Raw genomic sequence first — 20,445 nt, forward strand, 5'->3', positions numbered from 1 at the left:
AGAGGCTGGTCACAGCCCCGGGCCTGCTGGAGCGCGCCCGGGTTCACGACTGTGGCGCGGTGCGACCTTGCCCACTTCTGTGCGCCGCCGGCCCGATAGGCTGCGGCGGTGATCGAGCCGTTCGCCCTGCCCCCGTGCGAGCCCGGCGGGCCCGACCCCGCCGCACTCGTGGACTCGGTCAAGGCGTGGGCGGCTTGCGACGCCATGGTCGAGCTGGTCGTGTGCTTCGGCGGGGCGGCCGGCGACGATCTCGTCGAGTTCTGCAAGGTGTGGGACTTCCGGGGCGGCACCAAGGAGCGCTTCGACACCGCGCGGATCGATTACGAGCCCGAGCGGGACCGGCACATTCGCGGGCTGATCCACGCGCTCGGGCTCGGCGGCGGCGACGGGCCGCGGCACCGGGAGTACGACCACGTGCTGGTGCTCGGCGGTGGCATCCGCGTCGCGCTGGGGCGCAGCGACTACACCTCGCGGCTGCTCGCCGGTGGGCTGAAGACGGCCACCCTGACCGGGCTCGGGAGTCTGCGATGGCGCGACGACCGGGAGTTCCGCGAGGGTGCGCGGCTCGGGCTCGGGCCGGTCGACACCGAGGCCGACATGATGGCCGAGGCGTTCGGCAAGTTTCTCGGGCTGGGCGAGCCGAGCACGAGGCTCGCCGGTGCGGGCTGGTGGCACCGCAGCTGGGACGGCGACGTGCACGTGCTGGCCGCCCCGTCCACGCGGCCGCCGCTGCGGGCCAACACCGCCGACACGCTCGTCGGCTGGGCGCAGCGCGTGGTGACGCCGAAGGCGGGGGAGCGGCTGCTGCTGGTGACCAACTCGCCCTACGTGCGCCATCAGCACTGCGACGCGATCCGGCTGCTCGGCGCGCGGTACGGCGTCGGCGTCGAGACGGTCGGGTTCGACGACGCGGCGATGACCGAGTGGGGGCGGCCGCTGAGCACCACCGAGCTGCTGCAGGAGGTGCGCTCCTCGATCCTCGCGATGCGCAACCTTCACGACAGTGCGGCGACCACCTCGCGATAGGCGGCACGAGCCACAGCCCCGCGCGCTCACACGGTAACGGCCGCGGGCGGGCCCCGGTCGAGAACGCGCGATCCGATCACGTGGAGTGATCATGTTGCTACCGTTCGTCCGGGAAGCGGAGGTGGAGGACCATGAGCCTGCAGGCGCTTGACCAGACCGTCTACACCCTCGAACCCGGACGGGCGCATCCGTTCGGGGCGCGATGCGACGCCGAGGGCGTGAACTTCGCACTCTTCTCGGAGCATGCCAGCGGGGTCGAGCTGCTGCTGTTCGACTCGCACGACGCCGAGCAACCCTCGCACACCTTCCGGCTCGACCCGCGCACCAACCGCTCCTTCGCCACCTGGCACGCCTATGTGCGGGGGCTGAAGGCGCCGGCCTTCTACGGGTACCGCGTCGAAGGCCCCGACACCCCCGGCAACCGGTTCGATCCGCAGAAGGTGCTCATCGACCCGTACGCCCGGGGCGTCTCCCGCACCCGCTGGGACCGCGACGCGGCCTGCCGGCCGGGCGACAACACCGCGAAGTCGCTGCGCTGCGTGGCCATCGACCTGGACGCGTACGACTGGAAGGGCGACCGGCCCCTGAACCGCCCGCTCGCCGACCAGGTGATCTACGAGCTGCACGTCGGGGGCTTCACGCGCTCGCCCAGCGCGGCCGTGGCGAGCCCCGGCACGTTCTGCGGAGTGGTCGAGAAGATCCCGCACCTGCGGCGGCTCGGGGTCACCGCCGTGGAGCTCATGCCGGTCGCGGACTTCGATGACACGGGGCGCGATTTCTGGGGGTACAGCACCGCCGGCTTCTTCGCACCGCACGCGGGGTACTGCCGAAGCCCCCAGTGCGGCGAGCACCTCGACGAGTTCCGGGACATGGTGCGGGCCCTGCACGCGGCCGGCATCGAGGTGCTGCTCGACGTGGTGTTCAACCACACCGACGAGGGCAACCAGCTCGGGCCGCTGTTCAGCTTCGCCGGCCTGGACAACGCCAACTACTACTATCTCGACCCGGCCGACCCGCGGTACTACGACGACTACTCCGGCTGCGGCAACACCCTGATGGCCAACCACCCCATCGTCACCAAGCTCATCAAGGACTGCCTCGAGTTCTGGGTGCGGGACATGCACGTGGACGGCTTCCGCTTCGACGAGGCGGCGGTGCTCACCCGCGGGGCCGGCGGGGCGGTCCTCGACGAGCCGCCCGCGGTGTGGCAGATCGAGCTGTCCGAGACCCTCGCCGACACGAAGATCATCGCCGAGGCGTGGGACGCGGCCGGGGCGTACGAGGTCGGGCGATACCCGGGCTACCGGTGGGCGGAGTGGAACGGGCGGTTCCGCGACACCATGCGGCGCTTCGTGCGCGGCGACGCCGGGATCGTCGGCGACGTGGCCGACCGGCTCGGCGGCAGCGCGTCGCTGTACGAGCCCCGCGGCCACACGCCGGCCAACAGCATCAACTTCGTCACCTGCCACGACGGCTTCACGCTCGCCGACCTCGTCTCCTACGACCACAAGCACAACGAGGCCAACGGCGAGGGCAACCGCGACGGTAACGACGACAACATGAGCTGGAACTGCGGCGCCGAGGGGCCCACCGACGACCCGGCCGTGCTCGCCTTGCGTGAACAGCAGATGAAGAACCTCGCGACCCTGCTCATGCTCTCCCGCGGGGTGCCGATGGTGCTCTCGGGCGACGAGTTCGCGCGCACCCAGCAGGGCAACAACAACGCGTACTGCCAGGACAACCCGATCGGCTGGGTGAACTGGCACCTGGCCGGGGCCAACGCCGGCCTGCTGCGCTTCTGGCGCGGCCTGATCGCCTTCCGGGCGCGCCACGCGACCCTGCGCGCCGCGGAGTTCTACCCGCCCGACGAGGTCGCCTGGCACGGCACGCGGCTCGGCGTGCCGAACTGGGGCGACCCGCAGGCCCGCGCCCTGGCCTGCACGATCCGCGGCCACGCGGGCGGGCCGGACCTGCACCTGATGATGAACATGTACTGGGAGCCGCTGGACTTCCAGATCCCGCTCGACGGCCGCCACTGGGTGCGCGCCATCGACACCGCCCTGCCGGCCGGCGACGACCTGCGCGACGAGGGTGGCGAGCCACCGGTCCCCGGACCGCACTACACCCTTTCCGGCCGAAGCATCGCCGTACTGCTGTCCCACGCGTAAAAGGGAGCGACCCGTGCCGAACGCCATCGACTTCACCTTCTCGGATCTGATCGCCGGCTACGTCATCAGCTACGACGAGGGCAGCCGCACCATCGAGCTCAACACCTCCGACGGCCGCCCGTTCCGGATCCGGCTCACCGACACCACCACCGCCGAGCTCGTGCGCAACCTCGGCGACGGCTACCTCGACGCGACCGGCCAGCTGACCCGGATGCTGCAGCACGGCCGGCTCGTCCACGTGCACGGCATCTTCTACCCCGGCGACACCGAGCTCGGCGAGACCGCGTTCGAGGCCAAGCACATCCTCATGTTCGGCAAGGAGGCCGACGAGTTCCGGTTCGAGTCACCGGGCTGGTGGGTCGACCAGATCGCCCGCATCGCCGACTTCTACCTCGACGACGAGTTCGGGCCGGGCGCGACCACGTTCGACTACCGCGGCTACCGCACCGACCTGTCGATGGAGGGCACGAAGGCGGGCGCGGCGCGGCAGGAGACCGACACGATCTCCCGGCTGGTGTACGGCCTCGCGACCGCCTACCTGATGACCGGGCGCGAGCGCTACCTGCGGGCCGCGACCGACGGCGCGCACTACATGATCGACCACCTGTGCAGCATCGACCGCTCGCAGCAGATCGCGTACTGGTACCACGCGCTGATCCTCAGCCCCGACGGCACCGAGCGGAAGGTCTTCGCCTCCGAGTTCGGCGACGACTTCGACGCGATCCCGTGCTACGAGCAGATCTACGCGCTCGCCGGCATCACGCAGGTGTACCGCATCACGGGCGACCCGCGGCTGCGCGAGATCATCGACCTGACGGTGAACCTGTTCCACCACTACTTCAAGGACGACGAGCGCCGCGGCTACTACTCCCACATCGACCCGGTCACGTTCGACCCGCACAGCCCGGCCCTCGACGACGGCACGCGCACCAACCGCGACCGCAAGAACTGGAACTCGATCGGCGACCACATCCCGGCGTACCTCATCAACCTCTACCTCGCCACCGGCGAGCAGCGCTACGCCGACGAGCTCGCCGAGCTGTGCGACATCATCACCGCGCACTTCCAGGACTACGACAGCAGCCCGTTCGTGCAGGAGAAGTTCCACGGGGACTGGAGCCCGGACCGCGAGTACGGCCAGCAGCTCGACCGCGCCATCGTCGGGCACAACCTGAAGATCGCCTGGAACCTGACCCGGGTCAACAACCTGCGCCCCAACGCCGGCTGGGTCGCCTTCGCCCGGCGCATCGCCGACGTCATGCCCGGCGTGGGCATGGACCGCCAGCGCGGCGGCTGGTACGACATGGTCGAGCGGCACACCCGCGGCGGCGAGCGCTTCCACCGGCTCGTCTGGCACGACCGCAAGGCCTGGTGGCAGCAGGAGCAGGGCATCCTCGCCTACCAGATCCTCGACGCGGTCTTCGCGCACCCGCTCTACGCCAAGTATGCCCGGGAGAGCGCGGCCTTCTACAACGGCTGGATGCTCGACACCACGGCCGGCGGCGTGTACTTCAACGTGCTCGCCGACGGCAACCCGTTCATGCTCGGCGGCGAGCGCAGCAAGGGCTCGCACTCGATGGCCATGTACCACAGCGCCGAGCTGTGCTACCTCTCCGCCGTCTACCAGAACCTCGAAACCGAGGAGCAGCCCCTGGAGCTGTACTTCGCGCCGCGCCCGGGCGCGTTCGGCGGCACGCTGCGGGTCGCACCGGACCTGCTGCCACCCAGGTCGGTGCGCATCCTGCAGGTCTGGGTCGACGGCCACGAGCACGCCGACTTCGACGCGGACGCGCTGAGCGTGAACCTGCCGCACAGCACCGAGCCGCAGACAGTCCGGGTGCGGCTGGCGGCGAAGGCGGTCGCGTTCAGCGCGGACACGCTGCGCATCGGCGACGGCAGCGCGAGGATCAGCCTCGCCGGATCCCTCACCCCGCACCGGATGCAGACGCTGCGCGAGGCGGTCGAGGGGGCGCTGGAGCACGGCTGCCGGCGGGTCGAGCTCGACGCGGCCGCGCTGGTGTACCTCGACGCGGAGGCGACCCGCTACCTCGCGATGCTCAAGCAGCAGCGCGACTTCGAGCTGCGCATCACCGGCGCGGGCGGCCAGGTCGAGCGGGAGCTGCGCGACAGCGAGCTGAACCAGGAGCTGGTCCGGTGAAGCTCGCCGGGCACCGCATCGCGATCCTCATCGAGAGCGACTTCTACGAGCACGAGATCTGGTACTACTCCTACCGCTTCCCGGAGGAGGGCGCCGAGGTGCACTTCCTGACCCGGCTGTGGGGCCAGCGACAGCTCACGTTCACCGGCCACGAGTACAAGGCCCCGTTCGTGTGCGAACGGTCCTTCGAGGACCTCGACGACGAGCAGCTGCGCTCGTACTCCGCCGTCATCGTCCCCAGCGCCTTCGTCTCCGACCGGCTGCGCTACAGCGAGGACCTGGCGCAGCTGCCGCCCGCGACCCGGTTGCTGCAGCGGGCCTTCGCCGAGCCGCGGATCGTCAAGGGCGTCATCTGCCACGGGCTGTGGCTGCTGTCGCGGACCCCGGAGCTGATCCGCGGCCGCGAGGTGACCTGCCACCCGAACCTGTACGGCGACGCGCTCAACATGGGCGCGCGCTACGTCGACCGGGACGTCGTCGTCGACGGCGACCTGGTCACCGGGCGGACCGGCGCGCAGGCCGGCCACTTCGCCCGCGCCGTCATCGACCGGGTCGCCGCCGCCGTCCCGGCGCCGGTCTGAGCGGGGGGTGACCGTGCAGCGCGACGCCGCCGAGCGGCTGATCGAGCCGTTCTACGACCTGTTCCGCGCCAAACGCCGCAACTGGGACGCCGGGTTCGCCGTCCTCGCCGACGACTGGCGCTCCTACTACACCAACGGGCGCTACCGCACCAAGGCCGCGACCCGGCCGTACATCGAGGGCCTGTTCGATCTCGTGCCCGACATCAACGTCGAGATCCTGTACCTCAGCGTGGACGGCATCTACATCGCCGTGCGCAGCGAGCTGTCGGGCACCCCGGCCGGCGACTTCATGGTGCCGCACACCGGACGCTCGTTCAGCATCATGACCATCGACGTCCACGAGGTCGGCGACGACGGGCGGCTCTCGGTCCTGCATCACCTCGAGGACTGGGGCACCGCGATCCGCCAGCTGCAGGGCACCGACCAACCGCAGGAGGAACAGTGAGAGTCCTCGTCATCGCGTCGAACTACGGCGTGTGGGCGGAGGAGCTGCAGGGGCCGTGGGACGCGCTGCGGGAGGCCGGGCACGACCTGACCCTCGCCACCTACCTCGGCAAGACCCCGCTGCCCGGCGTCATCAGCATGGACCCGCAGTTCGTCGACCCGATGCAGAAGGTGAAGATGAACCCGCCGGAGCTGCTCGCGCGGGTCAACCAGATCCTCGACACCGGCGAGTGGGCGCACCCGATCCGCACCGCCGACGCCGACATGGCCGACTACGACGCGCTCGTCATCGTCGGCGGGGCCGGCTCCGCGCTCGACGTCGCCGGCAACGGCCTCGTGCACCGGCTCGTCCTTGCCGCCTACAAGTCCGGCAAGACGATCGGCGCCCTGTGCTACGCCGTCGCCGCGCTCGCCTTCACCCGCGACCCGGACGACGGCATGCGCAGCGTCATCCACGGCCGGCACGTCACCGCGCACCCGCACGCCTGGGACTTCACCGAGGACCTGGAGTACGACGTCGTGCGGGCCACCGACGACAACCCGCGCCTGCGCCTGAAGACCAGCGGGTTCGTGTTCCCGCTGCAGTACATGGTGCAGGACGCGGTCGGCCCGGCCGGCTCGGTGGCCTCGGACCCGACCACCTCCCGCCAGCACCCCAGCGTCGTCTACGACCCGCCGTTCGTCACCGGCCTGTCGGTCGAGTCGGCGCAGGCGTTCGGCGCGAAGCTCGTCGAGGTCCTCGACCGGCAGCCGGTGAATGCTCATGCCTGATCTTCCTTCGCATTCCACGTCGTCGTTCACCCGTGACGGGCTGACCGTGCACACGTTCACGGCCCCGGACGAGTTCCTCGCCAACTCCACGCACGTGCTGGAGACCGGCGGCGCGCTCGTCGTCATCGACGGGCAGTTCGTCGCGCCGTACGCGACCGCCTTCCGCCGCTTCGTCGACGGCCTCGGCAAGCCGATCCGGAAGGTGTACCTCAGCCACGCCCACGTCGACCACTGGTTCGGGCTCAGCACCGCCTTCGCCGACGTGCCCGTGCACGCCGCCGCGGCCACCATCGAGGCGCTGCGCCGCACCGGGGAGGCCGAGCGGGCCGAGCGGGCCGCGCGGTACGGCCCGTTCGTCCCCGAACGGATGGTGCTGCCCGAGCACGTCGCCGAGCCCGGCTTCGACACCATCGACGGCGTCGACTACCGCCTCGACGTCGTGTCGCACGCCGAATGCGACGCGCAGCTGGTGATCAGCCTGCCCGGGCACGGCGTCACGGTCGCGCAGGACCTCGTCTACAGCGGCACGCACGTGTACGTCACCCGCGCCGCCGCCAACACCATCGGGGTCCTGCGCGTGCTGGCCACCTCCGGCTCCGACGTGTTCCTGGCCGGTCACGGCCCGGTCGCCGACGCCGCCGAGGTGCTGCGCAACGCCGACTACCTCGCCTTCGCCGAGCAGCGCCTCGCCCACGACGACCCGGCCGGGTTCCGGGAGGCGCTGCTGGCCGCGTATCCGCAGCGGCGCTGCCCGCAGCTGCTGGACATCTTCATCCCCCGCCTGTTCGAAGCATCCACAGTGGAGGTCCGTCCGTGAGTAAGCACGTGCTGTGCGTCGTCTCGGAGCACGGCTTCTGGGCCCAGGAGCTGCTGCTGCCCGTCGACCGCCTGGAGTCGGCCGGGGTCACCGTCCACTTCGCCACCCCGACCGGCGCTCAGCCGCTGCCCGACGCCGGCAGCCTCGACAGCTCCTACGTGGACCCGCCGCTGGGCCGGCCGGTCACCTCGCCGGAGATGGGGGAGCGGGCCCGGACCACGGACTGGGAGACGTACTTCAAGGACCGTCAGAGCCTCGCCGACCTGATGCCCGTGCGCCCGTACCTCAGCGCCGGCAACTACATCGCGGCGATGGAGGAGTACTACGACAAGCGGCAGGCCGCCTGGGACGCGATCGTGGCGAGGTACGACGCCCTGCTCCTCGTCGGCGGCAGCGGCCCGATCGTCGACATGGTGAACAACCCGCGCGTGCACGACCTGATCCTGGGCTTCCACACCGAGGAGAAGCTCATCGCCGCCGAGTGCTACGCCGTCACCTGCCTGGCCCTGGCCCGGGAGCTGGACGACCGGCGCCCGATCATCGAGGGCCGGCACGTCACCGGCCACACCATGGAGTACGACTACACCGCCGGCTGGGCGGTCACCGCCAACGGTGCGCCGCTGGTCTTCGGGGCGCCGCCGTTCGCGCTGGAGTACATCCTGCGCGACGCCGTCGGACCGCACGGCCGCTTCCACGGCAACGTCGGCCACAAGCTGTCGGTCGTGCTCGACCACCCGTTCCTGACCAGCCGATCGGTCGGCGAGAGCGACCTGTGCGGCGAGGTCATGGTGCGGGCGCTCAAGGAGGACCTGCGGGTGTACGGCTGGCAGCCCGCCCTCGAGTTCGTCCGATGATCTCCGACTCGCGGCGCTCCTCGTTGCTGGAGGCGCTCTCCGGCGACCATTCGCTCAGCGCGCTCAAGGCCCTGGCGGCGCTCGGCGGCCGTACCCCGCACCCGGACGCCGTTCGGGACGAGGTCCTCGGCAGCTGGCCGGTCGGCGGGCCCGTGCCGGCGCTCGCCGGTGCGCTGCTGCGACTCAAGGCGATCGACGACCGGGCGTCGCTCGCCGAGCGGCTCGGGCCCTGCCTGGCGGACATGGCGGCGCGGGCCGTCACCCGCGAGGAGCACTTCATGACGATCGCCGTCGCCGACGAGTGCGGGGCGCCGTTCGCGCCCTCGTCGGTGGCGTTCTTCCACTCGCGCGAACACGACGACGGCACCTTCGGCCCGGACCCGCTGGAGAACGCGATCGCCGTCAGCGCTCTGCTGCGGGCCGGCGCCCCGCTGCGGGACCCGTCCACTGTGGGCAAACTGCTCCTCGAGCACGCGCTCGGCGGCGACCTGTGGATCGTGTACTGCGCGATGCGCGCCCTCGCCCTGCTGCGGATGACCCCGCCGCCCCAGGATCTCATGCTGGACCTGTCCGTCGACGGCTCCGCGGACGAGACCTACCAGCGGCTGAGCGTTATCGAGTGGCTCGTCGCCCCGGTCTTCGCCGCGGCCCGCACCGGCGACCTCGACACCCTCGCCCGCCACCTGCACAGCGGCGGCGACCCGAACCTGCGCGACCTCGCCGGCTGGACCCTGCTGTCGGCGGCCGCCGTGCGCGGCCGGGCGGCGGCGGTCCGCATGCTCCTGGACGCCGGGGCCGACCCGGACCAGCGGGTCGCCGACGCCGACGCCCTGCCCGTCTTCTGGGCCGCCCAGCACGGCGACGTCGACACGGTCCGCGCCCTGCTGGCCGCCCGCCCCGGGCACATCGACGCGATCAGCCGCGTCAACGGCCACACCGTGCTGCTGCAGGCGGTCTTCTTCGGCACGGCGAGACACCGGGACCTCATCGAGTGGCTGCTGTCCGCATTCGACCCCGGCCCGCGGCTGATCGCCTGCAACGTGCGCGGCTACACGGCCCGCACCATGGCGGAGCTGTGGCACAACGAGCCGATCCTGGCCCTGCTGCCGCCGGCGGTGGCGCCGGAGCCCGCGGGCGAGTACCGCGAACGCCTCCTGGCCTCGATCGCCGGCGAGCCCGACCCGCCGGTCGACGAGCTCGTGGCGGCCCTGGCCGACCCGCGTGACGAGTCCCGGATCGCGGCGGCCCTGAACGCCCCCGGCCTGGACCTCAACCGCCAGGGCGGCCCGCTGGGCCAGACCCCGATCATCGCCGCGGTCACCGGCACCGACCCCGACGAGACGACCGCCGCCGCCCGCGTCCGAGTCGTCAAGGACCTGCTGGCCCGGGGCGCCGACCCGGACCTGCCCGAGCGCCACCCGATGGCGGTGGACGCGGTCATCCGCGCCGCGGTGCTCAACCACTTCGCGTGCCTGCGTGAGATCGCGGACACCATGCCCCCGCTGGCCTTCGCCGCGGCGCTGAACGAGCGCCCGGCCATCAACGGCCAGACGGCGCTCGACGACACCGTGCACCGCGCGCTCACCGCCCCGCCGGCCACGGTCGACAGCCACCTGGAGCAGATCCGCTGGCTCCTGGCCCACGGCGCCCACCCCGACGTCCCCGACCACACGGGCGTCACCCCGCTCGGCCGCGCGACGGCGACCCTCGCCGACCCGGTCCTGAAACCCAACGCCCGGGCCGTCCTGGCCGCGCTCACCGCGCGTTGAGCCGGCCGTCGACGCTGTGATAGACCCGTCCGGGCCCGGCTGGCACGGGCCGGGCCCGGACGGCTTCCGTGACCTACCGCAGACCACGCGCGGTGAAGGCGGTACGTGTGGCCTGAGCGGCCGCGGAGACATGGCGCCGCTGGGCGGCGTCGAGCGTGGACCGGGCCGCGGCGTTGAACGTGATCCCCGCCGTGAAGGCGAACCGCGCCTCGACGATCAGGGTGCTCGCGCGGGTGCCGCCGAGCGCGGTGCGGATGTCCGCCGGGAGCACGATGCTTCGCCGCATACAGCAAATGGCGGCGCGGGCGGCCGAGCCGTTACTTCGCCCGGGAGCTGTGGGTGCGGGAAGGCCTCGGCGGCTCCTTGCTCTCGGTCGCCGTCGCGGCTGGCGTGGCGCCGCCGAGCAGCCGGCGGCAGTACTCGTCGATCGCCGGCTCGCTGGTCGCGCCCGCGAGCCGGGCCAGGGCACGGCGTTCGTCGCCGGTGATCGGGCGGGCGTGCGGGTCGGTACGGAAGGCCGTCCAGGCCCGGCACGCCTCGGCCGCCGACTCCGCCGAGGGACTGACGGCGCCGCTGGTGCCGGGAGCGGACGGCGCGGTGGCGGCGGTCGCCCGCGGACGGTCCGGCGGGCGCGGCGCGGCGACCGGCGACGACGGCGGCGGCGGTTCGCCGCCGCCGGTCAGCCAGTGGCGGACGGTCGGCGGCAGGTGCCCGGTGCCGGCCGCGAACGCCGTGCCGCCGACCGACGCGGCAGCGAGCGCGGCCGCCGCGACCACGAGCAGCCGGCGGCGCCGGCGGGCCGGGCGGTAGGCCGACCGGAACCGGGCGACGGCCACGTCCTGCCCGGCGAGCTCCTGCGGACGGCCCGGCGCGGCCGCCGCGTGCAGCAACGCCCCCACGTGCGGGTCGCGCGGCAGGTCAAGATCCATCTTCGCCGTCCTGGTCGCGGTGCGCGAGCACCTGAGGGTGATCGGCGAGCCGGCGCAGCCCGCGCATGGTGGCGACCCGCACCGCGCCGGAGCGTTTGCCCAGCACCCGGGCCGTTCCGGCGACGTCCAGCCCGGCCACGACCCGGAGCATGACGGCCTCGGCCTGCTCGCGCGGGAGGGTGGCGATGAGCCGCACGGCGCGGTCGGTGTCGTCCAGTTCGACGACGTCGGCGGCGACGTCGCGCTCGACCCGCGCGGTGCACAGCTGGTCGACGGACTCGTACGCCTCCTCGTGGCGGCGCCAGGCCCGCCGGTTCTCGTCGATGCCGCGGTGCCGGGCGATGCGGAACAGCCAGACCCGGAACGCCACGGCGCCGCCGCGGAAGCCCGACAGGTCACGGGAGACCTGCAGCCACGTCTCCGAGGCGACGTCCTCGGCGAAGTCACCGCACACGACCTGCAGGTAGCGCAGCAGCGGCGGGTGCAGGGCCCGCCACAGCACCGCGAACCCGCGGGGGTCGCCCTCGATGGCGGCCGCCAGCGCGTCGGTGAGGTCTTCATCGCGTAACTGGGGCATCGACGCGGTCATCTCGCCGCCGCGGCCAGGCCCGCCCGCGCCATCGGCTGCCAGCGCTGCCGCCCGCCGACCAGCGCTGCCACGGTTCCCTGCACGACCACCAGGTACAGCAGCTGCCGGTAGACCACCTGCTGCAGTGGCACGCTCCACAGCGGGGCCAGCCGCTCGCCGTCCAGCCGCAGCGCGTATGCGGTCGTCGCCACCTGCAGCGCGGTGAATCCGCACCACAGCGCGGCGACCTGGGCCCATGGCAGGAACAGCGCCCCGTAGATCGCGTAGACGTCGACCAGCGGCGCGGCCAGCGGCAGCAGCATCTGGAACAGCGCGAGGTACAGCAGCCCGCGCCGGCCGAGGCGCCCGCCGCCGCCCCGCTCGCGGACCGCGCCACGGTGCTTCCAGGCCGCCTGCATCGTGCCGTAGCACCAGCGGTACCGCTGCCGCCACAGCTGCCGGAGCGTGCCCGGCGCCTCCGTCCAGGCGACCGCCTCCGCCACGTAGACGGCGCGCCACCCGGCCCGGAGCACCGCCATGGTCAGGTCGGTGTCCTCGGCCAGCGTGTCGCCCGGCACCCCACCGGCGTCGCGCAGCGCCTCGCGCCGGAACGCGCCGATCGCGCCCGGAATTGTCGGCATGCACTCGCCCAGGTCGAACAGGCGGCGGTCGAGGTTGAAGCCGACCACGTACTCCAGGTGCTGCCAGCGGCCGAGCAGCCCACCCCGGTTGGCCACCTTGGTGTTGCCGCTGACCGCGCCGACGGCCGGGTCGGCGAAGGGCTGCACGAGCTGCCCGACGGCGTCCGGCTCGAACACCGTGTCGCCGTCGACCAGCACCAGCAGGTCCCCGCGGGCGGCGGCGATCCCCGCGTTGAGGGCGGCGGGCTTGCCCGCGTTGGCCTGCCGCAGCAGGTGCAGATTGGGCAGGCTGCGGGTCAGCCCGTGCACGATCGCCGGGGTGTCGTCGGTCGAGCCGTCGTCGACCACGATGATCTCGCAGTCCGGGTAGTCGCTCGCGGCCAGCGACCGGATCGTGTTGACGATGTTCGCCGCCTCGTTGTACGCCGGAACGATGATCGACACCCGGCCGAGGTAGCGGCGGCGGCCGCGCAGGCGTCGCGCCCGGCGGGCGTGCCGGGCCGCCGCTACGACCTGGACCGCGAGCCGTACGAGGGCGAGCCCGGTGCCGGCGACCACGATCCACTGGATGGCTTTGGCCAGCAGGTGCCCGGCGATCTGACTCCATCGCAGCGCGGTGCCCCGGGCAATCATGCCCGCCCCGGCGGCCGGCGCCGGCGGCAGGCCGAGCCCCTCGGACACGGTGACGAACCGGCTGCCCTTGGTGGCCAGGATGCGCCGGGTCGCCTCGACCGTCTGCGACCGGTCCCCGCCGCCGTCGTGCAGCATGACCACCGCCCCGGCTCCGGCCTGGCCGTCGAGGGCGGTGCGGACGATGGTGTCCGCTCCGGGCCGCTCCCAGTCGCGGGTGTCGCGGTCGGCCAGCACCGCCAGGTAGCCATCGACGCGGTCCGGCATCGACAGGTACGGCGGCCGCATGAGCACCGGCCGCCGGCCGGTTGCCGCCGCGATCGCGTTCGCCGTGAGGCCGAGCTCGAGCTGCTGGCGCCACGCCGGAAGCGCGGCGAGGTCGGGATGGGTGAAGGTGTGCACGCCCACCTCGTGGCCTTCGTCGACCATCCGGCGCACCAGGTCCGGATACCGGTTGACCTGCGAGCCGATGACGAAGAACGTGGCATGGGCGTGGTACTGCCGCAGGACGTCGAGCAGCTGCGGCGTCCAGCGCGGGTCCGGTCCGTCGTCGAAGGTGAGCGCGAGGGTCCCCGCCGGCAGCCGGGCTGCCTGCACCCCGCCCGCCCCGAAGCGCAGCACGGGCCCGTCATCGGCGGCGGCGATGCGCGATCCCGCCGAGGACGGCGCCTCGGCGGCCACGTGGCTCGTGAACCCGTCCAGGCACAGCTCGGTCATCACGAGGATGACGCCGAGCAGGAACAGCAACCAGTGCGCCCGCGGCTCGCGGCGGGCCTTGTGACGGCTCATGCGCTACCTGGTCCGGCTCGGCCTGGGATTGCCGGGCTTGGCGGTGGGGCGGTTGCCGGGCTTCTCGGTCGTCGTGGCCGTCGCCGGCACCGGAACACGCGTAGTAGGGCCATCGGTGACCGGCCGCTCGGTCCGCGGCGTGTGCGTGCGGGTGTCCGGCATCGGCGGCGCGGGCGCCACGCCGGCGCCGCCGAACCCGCCGGGCTCGAGTATGCCCTGCCCATTGCCCGGAAGCCCCGGAATCGGCACCGGCGATGAGCCCAGCAGACCGGCGATGAGCAGGGCCGCGCCCGCGGTGAACAGCAGCCCGAAGGCGACGCCGAGCGCGGTGAACAGCCGCCGCCGGCGCCCCCCACGATCCAAGAACACAGGTGTCACCCCGCAAACGGCGAATGAGGGCGCCGTTGCGTTACACCCGCGCCCCCGCTCGCGCCGTTACCGCGTCGGTCGCTGCTCCTGCGACCGGCCGGCGGCGACGTCGGTGACGGCCGCGGCCAAGGCGACCACGACGAAGGCGATCGTCACCAGCAGCGAGGAGTGGAAGGCCTGGACCCAGCTGCCGTCGCCGGCGAGCTGGTTGAAGAAGACCGCTCCGACGGCCGCGATGCCCAGCGCCGTGCCGATGCGCTGGCCGACCTGCAGCACCGCGCCCGCGCTGCCGGCCCGGCGGACCGGGACCTCGGCGAGCGTGAGAGTCTGGTTGGGGGTGATGACCAGGCCGCTGCCGATGCCGGCGACGAGCAGCGGCAGCACCGTGGCGATGCCGGCGCCGCGCCCGGGGACCAGGTGCAGGGCCAGCATCGTGCCGACCAGCCCGGCGACCACGAGGAGCAGGCCGGTCACGACCAGCGGGCGGCCGAAGCGGTTCACGACCCGCCCGCCCAGGGCCGCCGCGGCCGCCGAGCCCAGCGCGAACGGGGTCACGGCCAGGCCGGCCTCCAGCGCCGAGTACTGCAGGCCGCTCTGCAGCAGCAGGGTGTACGTGAAGAAGATCGAGGTGAAGCCGCCGAAGTAGAACAGTCCGACCAGCGCGCCCAGGCCGTAGGAGCGGACCCGGAACAGCCCCAGGTCGACGAGCGAGGTGCCCCGGCCGGCGAAGCGCCGCTCCCACGCCACGAATCCGGCCAGCACGACCACCGCCGCGGCGGCGAGCAGCCACTTGCCGTTGCCGTGCCACTCGCGCTCCTGCACCAGCGGCAGGAGCAGCAGGAACACGCCGATCCCGAGCAGCGCGACGCCGGTCGCGTCAAGCGTCTCCCGCTCGCGCGCCCCGGCCCGGCGCCCGGGAATCCAGCGCGCCCCGAGCAGGACGGCCACGAGCCCGATCGGCACGTTGATGTAGAAGATCCACCGCCAGCCGGACTCGGCGCCGAAGACCTGGATCAGCAGCCCGCCGAGCAGCGGCCCGACCGCGGTGGAGATGCCGATGACGGCGCCGAGCACCCCGAACGGCCGGCCGCGCTCGGCCGGCTGGAACAGCTGCTGGATCAGGCCCGACACCTGCGGGTTGACCACGCCGGCGGCCGCGCCCTGCACCAGCCGCGCCGTGACGAGCCACATCGGCCCGGTCGCCACGCCCGCGGCGGCGCTGGCCAGCGTGAACCCGGCGAGCCCGGCGATGAAGACGTTCCGCCGCCCGCGCGCGTCGCCGAAGCGTCCGGCGGGCACGAGCACGAGCCCGAACGTCAGCGCGTATCCGGACAGGACCCACTGCAGTTCGCCGGGGCTAAGGTGGAGATCGGCGCGGATCGACGGCAGCGCGACGTTGACGATGCTCACGTCCAGCAGCGTCATGAACCCGGCCACCATCGCCACGCTCATCGCCCGCCACCGGTTCACCTGCGCCACATCGTCGCTCGTCACCGCATCGCACTTCCCGGCGACCACCCCCGGCAAACGCCCCGCAATGGCGGCCCGGCCGGTCAGTGGATCTTTCGGCCAGTGGACTTTGGCGCGGCCGCGGCGGCAGGCACGGGCTCCCGGGCGGGAACCGGCCGCGCGGGGCTGGCCGGCGCGGCGCGGCGTCAGGTTCTTGGCCTCCACATTCACCCGTACCGTCCAGGTGGTGGCCGCCTCGAACTCCGGCTCGAGTGGCTCCGGCGGCCTGGCAGGTGACCGGCACCGCCGACGGCAACCTGCCACCTGTGGCCCTGACCGGCTCCGGCGCCGTGATGCCCAGCGGAGTCCTGGTCTTCGGCGCCACCCGCTGGCGCCGCCGCGTCCGCGAGTCGCGATCCTGAGCACCGCGTGAGGGGGCCGTCACCCACGACGCCCCCGCCGCGTGCGGGGCTACTGGCCGCCGCTGGAGCCGCTGCGCAGCCGGACCTCGGCGCCGTTCTGGACGTAGCTTTGCTGCGAGACCTGCACGAGGACCGCGTCGCGGTGGAAGTCCGGCAGGGTGGTGGCGCCACAGCTGACCATGGTGGCGCGCAGTTTCGCCGTGGTGCGCGCGACGTTGGCGTACAGGCTGCCGGCGTAGGGAACGTATCCGTCGACGCCCTCCTCGAACGGCAGCTCGGTTTCGCCCTGGTCGTAGCGGGCGACGTTGCGGGCGCGCTGGGAGCCCTCGCCCCAGTACTCCTTGAACAGCTGCCCGTCGAGGTTGACGAGGTTGGACGGGCTTTCGTCGAAGCGGGCGAAGTATCGGCCGAGCATGATGAAGTCGGCGCCGAGGGCGAGGGCGATGGCCATGTGGTAGTCGGCGAGCAGGCCGCCGTCGCAGCAGATCGGCACGTAGACGCCGGTCTCTGCGGCGTAGCGGTCGCGTTCGGCGACGACGTCGATGAGGGCTGAGGCCTGGCCGCGGCCGATGCCCTTCTGGTCGCGGGTGATGCAGATCGACCCGCCGCCGATGCCGACCTTGACGAACGCGGCGCCCGCGTCGGCGAGGTAGCGGAACGCCCGGCCATCCACGACATTGCCGGCACCGACCGGGATGGTCCCGCCGAGCTCCTCGACCGCGTATCGCAACGTTTTGTGCTGCCAGGCGGAGAATCCGTCGGAGGAGTCGATGCACAGCACGTCCGCTCCGGCGTCGATCAGGGCGGGGATGCGGTCGCGGTAGTCGCGGGTGTTGATCCCAGCACCGACCCGGAACCGCTTGTCGGTGTCGATGGACTCGTTGCGGAACTGCTTGTGCAGCTCGTAGTCGCGACGCAGCACAATCGAGGCGAGCTGTCCGTCGCCGGTGACGATCGGGAGCAGATCGAGCCGGCGGTCCCAGATCAGGGTGTTCGCGTCCGACAGCGAGATCGTGGGCTGCGCGGTGACGAGCGTGCTCGCCGGGCGCATGCGGGACTCGACAGTGTCGTTGAGGTCGTGCCGCTGCGGGTGGAAGTCGCCGGTGGAGATCAGCCCGACGAAGACACCGGTGGCGGTGCCGTCATCGGTGACGACGGCGATGTCGCGCTCGGCGGCCTTCAGCAACCGGCTGACCTCGCCGAGCGTCGCGGTGGGTTTGGTGTTGATGTCGGAGTGGCGGAAGCCGGCCTTGTGCCGCTTCACAGCGCCGACCATCGCCGCCTGCTCGTCGATCGGTTGGTTCTGGTGGGCGAAACTCAGCCCGCCGGTCTGGGCGAGGGCGATCGCGAGTCGGGGCGAGGAGACCGCCTGCATGATCGCGCTGACGAGCGGGGTCGCGATCCGTAGCGGGGACGGCTCCGTGACGGGATGCCGGACGATCGGGGCGGACAGGTCGACGATGTCCGGTGTGCAGTCCTCGGTGGTGAGGTTCGGCACGAGCAGGTACTCGTTGAGGGTGCGGGAAACCTCGGGGAGGATGACGGCCACGCGGTGCTCCTAACACTCCGCCGCTGCGGGCTGGCTGGCTGGAATGCGGCCATAGGCTACCAGTGGGCTCGCGTCGGTTGGGCCCCGCCGCCATGCGGGTGCTGCGAGCGGCCCGGAAGTCATCCGGCATGGGGTCGGTGGTCCGGCGGAGCGATTCCGGGGGTCAGAGGGCACCCTCGATGCGCTGGGCGAGGGCCGCGTCGCCCTGGCGCAGGGCGTTGCCGCTGGGCGGGGTGGCGAGCAGGCGGTGGCAGCCGTCGAGCTCGGCGTAGATCTCGCCGCCTACGCCGTCCGTCGCGCGGATCAGGGCGAAGCGGGCGGCCGGAGTCGTGCACGGGGCCGGAGGCTTGGCGGGCTCGACCTTCAGCAGATCCTCGCGCAGGGCCGACCAGCGCTGCGGGGCCAGGACACCGCCGCGCTCGAACGTGCCGGCCGGTTTGCCGGTGCCCTGCTCCTGGATCGGCACACGGTACAGGCACAGCCGCACCTCGCCCTTCGGCGCGTCGAACGTGGTCTCCGTGTGGCTGGGCTCGCCCGCGACGGCCGACACCAGCTCGGCCCAGTGCTGCTCGCAGCCGCTGGCCGCGGCGGCCGACGAGATCGTCTCGCCCAGCACGGTGCTGGAGACGGTGTTCAGCCGCAGCTGCTGGACCGCCTGGCGTGCCTCGATGCGCAGCTTGCCACACGCGTCCGCGGCGATACCCGGGCGCAGCCAGCGCCCCGCGGCGTCGAGGACTGCGAACCACTGCACGCCGGGCAGGTCGGCGGTGCAGGCGCCGGTGGTGCGGGGCTGGTCGGACAGGCGCAGCGCCCGGGTGAGGGCCTCCACATCGGACCCGCGCTTCTCGACGCGCACCAGGTCCTCGCCGCCGTCGGCGCGCTTCTGCGGTTCGTCGGCGCAGACGACGACCTCGGCGGGCGTGAAGTCCGCGGGCAGCCGGGGCAGCTCCAGGGGCTCGGCGCCGGCCCGGGCGTCGGCGGGGCATCCGGTCCATCGCTGCCGTACCTCGACCGGCCCGGCCGGCGCCGCGGGCGCCTCCGCCGCGGGCTTCGGGGCGCATCCGGCGAGCACGGCGAGCAAGGCGGCGAGCGGCGCAATCCTTCGCATGCCCACTCGGACGCGGGCGGGCCGGGGTCGGTTCCCTACTTCGCCGGGCGGTAGTCGAGCAGCACGATCCGGGCGTCGAGGACCTTGGACCCGACGAGGTCGTAGCCGGAGCGCGGATATCCGGCGTAGGCGGGTTCCCGGCCGTCGGCGCCGAGCGTGATCGGGAAGACCATGAGCCGCAGCCGGTCGACGAGCCCGGCCCGCAGCAGCCCGCCGACGAGCCGGAGGCTGCCGATGGTCCGGATCATGACGTCGGAGTCGTGCTTGAGCCGCGCGACGGACCCGGCGAGGTCGCCGCCGAGGATACGCACGCCCGGCTCGGCCTCGGTGAGGGTGTTGGAGTACACGATCCGGGGTCCTGGCATCGGCAGCGCCTCGTAGGTGACCCGCCCCATCAGCAGGTGCTGCGGCCGGGCGGCCTCCTCGGCGATCCAGGCCTGCAGGTCGGGTCCGTCGTAGCCGAAGAAGGCCCCGACATCCTCTCCGGCGGCGAAGCCGTCGGCGCTCACGAACAGGTCGGCCACGAGCTCGGCCATGACGGTGCTCCAATCAGTCCTCGGTGAGCAGCGCGTCGAGGCGGGCGTGGCTGTCGCGCACGCCGGTCTCCGCGCCCGCGCCGAGGTAGAAGTCGCGCTCCTCGACGCTCTGGTAAACGGTGTTCTGCCGCAGCAGCGTGGCGCCGCCGAGGTCGGTGAGGGTGACGGTGTCGAGCTGGACGTGGCCGGGGCGCTCGGCGCACTCGTAGGTGCGCACGATGCGCTGTGGGCCCGGGTCGCCGTGGAAGAGCCCGTGGAAGGTGAACGAACTGCCGTCGCCGGCGCGGTGCGTGATGCGCCACCGGCCGCCGTCGCGGGCCTCGAACGCCTCGACCGTCGTGGTCAGCTCGCGCGGGCCGAGCCAGCGCGGGATCAGATCCGGGTCGGTCCAGGCGCGGTACACCCGCTCGAGCGCGGCCGCGAAGCGCCGCTCGATGACGACCTGCACGCTGCCGGGCTCGGCGGTGAAGCTGGTGCTGGTCATGCGCCGCCCTCCGCGAGCAGGTCGTCGAGGCGGGCGTGGCTCTGCGTCCAGTACTCCCGGTAGTCCGCCAGCCAGCGCGTGGCCTCCCGCAGCGGGGCGGCCTCCAGCCGGCTGAGCCGGGCCGTGGCTCGCGCGTGCCGCGAGACGAGACCGGCCTGCTCGAGCACCCTGAGGTGCCGCGAGACGGCGGGCTGCGACATGGCGAACGGCCGGGCCAGCTCGCCGACGGTCGCCTCGCCCCGGGCGAGCCGCGCGAGGATGGCCCGCCGGGTCGGGTCGGCGAGGGCCCCGAACACCGCGCTCAGCTGGTCTGCCTGCATCTATAACCGACTCCTTCTAAAACAAGTCAGTTATATACTGGCAGCCGGGCCGTTGTCCAGGAA

Annotated in this window: 21 protein-coding genes; 10 read left to right on the plus strand and 11 right to left on the minus strand. The window is 72.7% G+C overall.

All coding sequences use genetic code 11. The features are described from left to right. Window positions 1-108 precede the first annotated feature (108 nt). From ACQPY0_RS27205 to ACQPY0_RS27245, 9 genes are all read left to right on the plus strand, one after another. Complete coding sequence (locus ACQPY0_RS27205) at window positions 109-1,026, plus strand: hypothetical protein (RefSeq protein ID WP_432994081.1); 918 nt, start codon at window positions 109-111, stop codon at window positions 1,024-1,026. 131 nt (window positions 1,027-1,157) lie between these two features. After that, window positions 1,158-3,194, plus strand: coding sequence for a glycogen debranching protein GlgX (glgX, locus tag ACQPY0_RS27210; RefSeq protein ID WP_432994083.1), 2,037 nt, complete (start codon window positions 1,158-1,160; stop codon window positions 3,192-3,194). Between the two features lie 13 nt (window positions 3,195-3,207). After that, the gene (locus ACQPY0_RS27215) at window positions 3,208-5,352 is read left to right on the plus strand and encodes an AGE family epimerase/isomerase (RefSeq protein WP_432994085.1); all 2,145 of its coding nucleotides are present in this window, start codon (window positions 3,208-3,210) and stop codon (window positions 5,350-5,352) included. Further along, entirely contained in the window at window positions 5,349-5,933 is a 585-nt protein-coding gene (locus ACQPY0_RS27220; protein WP_432994087.1) for a DJ-1/PfpI family protein, read from the plus strand. Before ACQPY0_RS27215 ends, ACQPY0_RS27220 begins: the two co-directional genes overlap by 4 nt. 7 nt (window positions 5,934-5,940) lie before the next feature. After that, window positions 5,941-6,378: an ester cyclase gene (locus tag ACQPY0_RS27225; RefSeq protein ID WP_432994089.1), complete on the plus strand. Its 438-nt coding sequence runs from the start codon at window positions 5,941-5,943 to the stop codon at window positions 6,376-6,378. Beyond that, window positions 6,375-7,148, plus strand: a complete 774-nt coding sequence (locus tag ACQPY0_RS27230; protein ID WP_432994091.1) for a DJ-1/PfpI family protein — start codon at window positions 6,375-6,377, stop codon at window positions 7,146-7,148. The genes ACQPY0_RS27225 and ACQPY0_RS27230 overlap by 4 nt, the downstream gene beginning before the upstream one ends. Continuing rightward, entirely contained in the window at window positions 7,141-7,965 is an 825-nt protein-coding gene (locus ACQPY0_RS27235) for an MBL fold metallo-hydrolase (protein WP_432994093.1), read from the plus strand. The genes ACQPY0_RS27230 and ACQPY0_RS27235 overlap by 8 nt, the downstream gene beginning before the upstream one ends. Then, on the plus strand, window positions 7,962-8,819 hold the full coding sequence (locus tag ACQPY0_RS27240) for a type 1 glutamine amidotransferase domain-containing protein (RefSeq protein WP_432994095.1): 858 nt from the start codon (window positions 7,962-7,964) through the stop codon (window positions 8,817-8,819). The genes ACQPY0_RS27235 and ACQPY0_RS27240 overlap by 4 nt, the downstream gene beginning before the upstream one ends. Next, window positions 8,816-10,588: an ankyrin repeat domain-containing protein gene (locus tag ACQPY0_RS27245; protein WP_432994097.1), complete on the plus strand. Its 1,773-nt coding sequence runs from the start codon at window positions 8,816-8,818 to the stop codon at window positions 10,586-10,588. The genes ACQPY0_RS27240 and ACQPY0_RS27245 overlap by 4 nt, the downstream gene beginning before the upstream one ends. A gap of 73 nt (window positions 10,589-10,661) precedes the next feature. Here ACQPY0_RS27245 and ACQPY0_RS27250 read toward each other — a convergent pair whose 3' ends face one another. The 6 genes from ACQPY0_RS27250 to ACQPY0_RS27275 form a co-directional block, all read right to left on the minus strand. Then, the gene (locus ACQPY0_RS27250) at window positions 10,662-10,874 is read right to left on the minus strand and encodes a hypothetical protein (protein ID WP_432994099.1); all 213 of its coding nucleotides are present in this window, start codon (window positions 10,872-10,874) and stop codon (window positions 10,662-10,664) included. Window positions 10,875-10,905: 31 nt separating this feature from the next. Next, complete coding sequence (locus ACQPY0_RS27255; protein WP_432994101.1) at window positions 10,906-11,517, minus strand: hypothetical protein; 612 nt, start codon at window positions 11,515-11,517, stop codon at window positions 10,906-10,908. After that, window positions 11,507-12,094: an RNA polymerase sigma factor gene (locus ACQPY0_RS27260; protein ID WP_432994103.1), complete on the minus strand. Its 588-nt coding sequence runs from the start codon at window positions 12,092-12,094 to the stop codon at window positions 11,507-11,509. Before ACQPY0_RS27260 ends, ACQPY0_RS27255 begins: the two co-directional genes overlap by 11 nt. A gap of 8 nt (window positions 12,095-12,102) precedes the next feature. Beyond that, a complete protein-coding gene (locus ACQPY0_RS27265; protein ID WP_432994105.1) occupies window positions 12,103-14,145 on the minus strand; it encodes a bifunctional polysaccharide deacetylase/glycosyltransferase family 2 protein in 2,043 nt (680 codons plus the stop codon). A 3-nt stretch (window positions 14,146-14,148) separates the two neighbouring features. Then, the gene (locus tag ACQPY0_RS27270; RefSeq protein ID WP_432994107.1) at window positions 14,149-14,514 is read right to left on the minus strand and encodes a hypothetical protein; all 366 of its coding nucleotides are present in this window, start codon (window positions 14,512-14,514) and stop codon (window positions 14,149-14,151) included. A gap of 66 nt (window positions 14,515-14,580) precedes the next feature. After that, window positions 14,581-15,966 (minus strand): MFS transporter, encoded by a 1,386-nt coding sequence (locus ACQPY0_RS27275; RefSeq protein ID WP_432995409.1) that lies wholly within the window; start codon window positions 15,964-15,966, stop codon window positions 14,581-14,583. 269 nt (window positions 15,967-16,235) lie between these two features. On the opposite strand from ACQPY0_RS27275, the gene ACQPY0_RS27280 reads away from it, so the two are divergent. Next, complete coding sequence (locus tag ACQPY0_RS27280; protein ID WP_432994109.1) at window positions 16,236-16,385, plus strand: hypothetical protein; 150 nt, start codon at window positions 16,236-16,238, stop codon at window positions 16,383-16,385. A 49-nt stretch (window positions 16,386-16,434) separates the two neighbouring features. Here ACQPY0_RS27280 and ACQPY0_RS27285 read toward each other — a convergent pair whose 3' ends face one another. The 5 genes from ACQPY0_RS27285 to ACQPY0_RS27305 all read right to left on the minus strand — a co-directional run bounded on the left by ACQPY0_RS27285 (window position 16,435) and on the right by ACQPY0_RS27305 (window position 20,382). After that, window positions 16,435-17,934, minus strand: a complete 1,500-nt coding sequence (locus ACQPY0_RS27285) for an IMP dehydrogenase (RefSeq protein ID WP_432994111.1) — start codon at window positions 17,932-17,934, stop codon at window positions 16,435-16,437. Window positions 17,935-18,097: 163 nt separating this feature from the next. After that, entirely contained in the window at window positions 18,098-19,042 is a 945-nt protein-coding gene (locus ACQPY0_RS27290) for a hypothetical protein (protein ID WP_432994113.1), read from the minus strand. 35 nt (window positions 19,043-19,077) lie between these two features. Further along, complete coding sequence (locus tag ACQPY0_RS27295) at window positions 19,078-19,578, minus strand: dihydrofolate reductase family protein (protein WP_432994115.1); 501 nt, start codon at window positions 19,576-19,578, stop codon at window positions 19,078-19,080. A 13-nt stretch (window positions 19,579-19,591) separates the two neighbouring features. Then, window positions 19,592-20,062 (minus strand): SRPBCC domain-containing protein, encoded by a 471-nt coding sequence (locus ACQPY0_RS27300; RefSeq protein ID WP_432994117.1) that lies wholly within the window; start codon window positions 20,060-20,062, stop codon window positions 19,592-19,594. Beyond that, complete coding sequence (locus ACQPY0_RS27305) at window positions 20,059-20,382, minus strand: ArsR/SmtB family transcription factor (RefSeq protein WP_432994119.1); 324 nt, start codon at window positions 20,380-20,382, stop codon at window positions 20,059-20,061. Before ACQPY0_RS27305 ends, ACQPY0_RS27300 begins: the two co-directional genes overlap by 4 nt. Window positions 20,383-20,445: the final 63 nt, after the last annotated feature.

Origin of the sequence: Dactylosporangium sp. CA-233914 (assembly GCF_050942935.1) — a bacterium.
GTDB lineage: Bacteria > Actinomycetota > Actinomycetes > Mycobacteriales > Micromonosporaceae > Dactylosporangium.

Coding starts and splice junctions, on each gene's coding strand:
- glgX (WP_432994083.1), top strand. CDS start 1,158: ATGAGCCTGCAGGCGCTTGACCAGACCGTCTACACCCTCGAACCCGGA.
- ACQPY0_RS27235 (WP_432994093.1), top strand. CDS start 7,141: ATGCCTGATCTTCCTTCGCATTCCACGTCGTCGTTCACCCGTGACGGG.
- ACQPY0_RS27245 (WP_432994097.1), top strand. CDS start 8,816: ATGATCTCCGACTCGCGGCGCTCCTCGTTGCTGGAGGCGCTCTCCGGC.
- ACQPY0_RS27250 (WP_432994099.1), bottom strand. CDS start 10,874: ATGCGGCGAAGCATCGTGCTCCCGGCGGACATCCGCACCGCGCTCGGC.
- ACQPY0_RS27255 (WP_432994101.1), bottom strand. CDS start 11,517: ATGGATCTTGACCTGCCGCGCGACCCGCACGTGGGGGCGTTGCTGCAC.
- ACQPY0_RS27260 (WP_432994103.1), bottom strand. CDS start 12,094: ATGCCCCAGTTACGCGATGAAGACCTCACCGACGCGCTGGCGGCCGCC.
- ACQPY0_RS27265 (WP_432994105.1), bottom strand. CDS start 14,145: ATGAGCCGTCACAAGGCCCGCCGCGAGCCGCGGGCGCACTGGTTGCTG.
- ACQPY0_RS27275 (WP_432995409.1), bottom strand. CDS start 15,966: ATGAGCGTGGCGATGGTGGCCGGGTTCATGACGCTGCTGGACGTGAGC.
- ACQPY0_RS27290 (WP_432994113.1), bottom strand. CDS start 19,042: ATGCGAAGGATTGCGCCGCTCGCCGCCTTGCTCGCCGTGCTCGCCGGA.
- ACQPY0_RS27295 (WP_432994115.1), bottom strand. CDS start 19,578: ATGGCCGAGCTCGTGGCCGACCTGTTCGTGAGCGCCGACGGCTTCGCC.
- ACQPY0_RS27300 (WP_432994117.1), bottom strand. CDS start 20,062: ATGACCAGCACCAGCTTCACCGCCGAGCCCGGCAGCGTGCAGGTCGTC.
- ACQPY0_RS27305 (WP_432994119.1), bottom strand. CDS start 20,382: ATGCAGGCAGACCAGCTGAGCGCGGTGTTCGGGGCCCTCGCCGACCCG.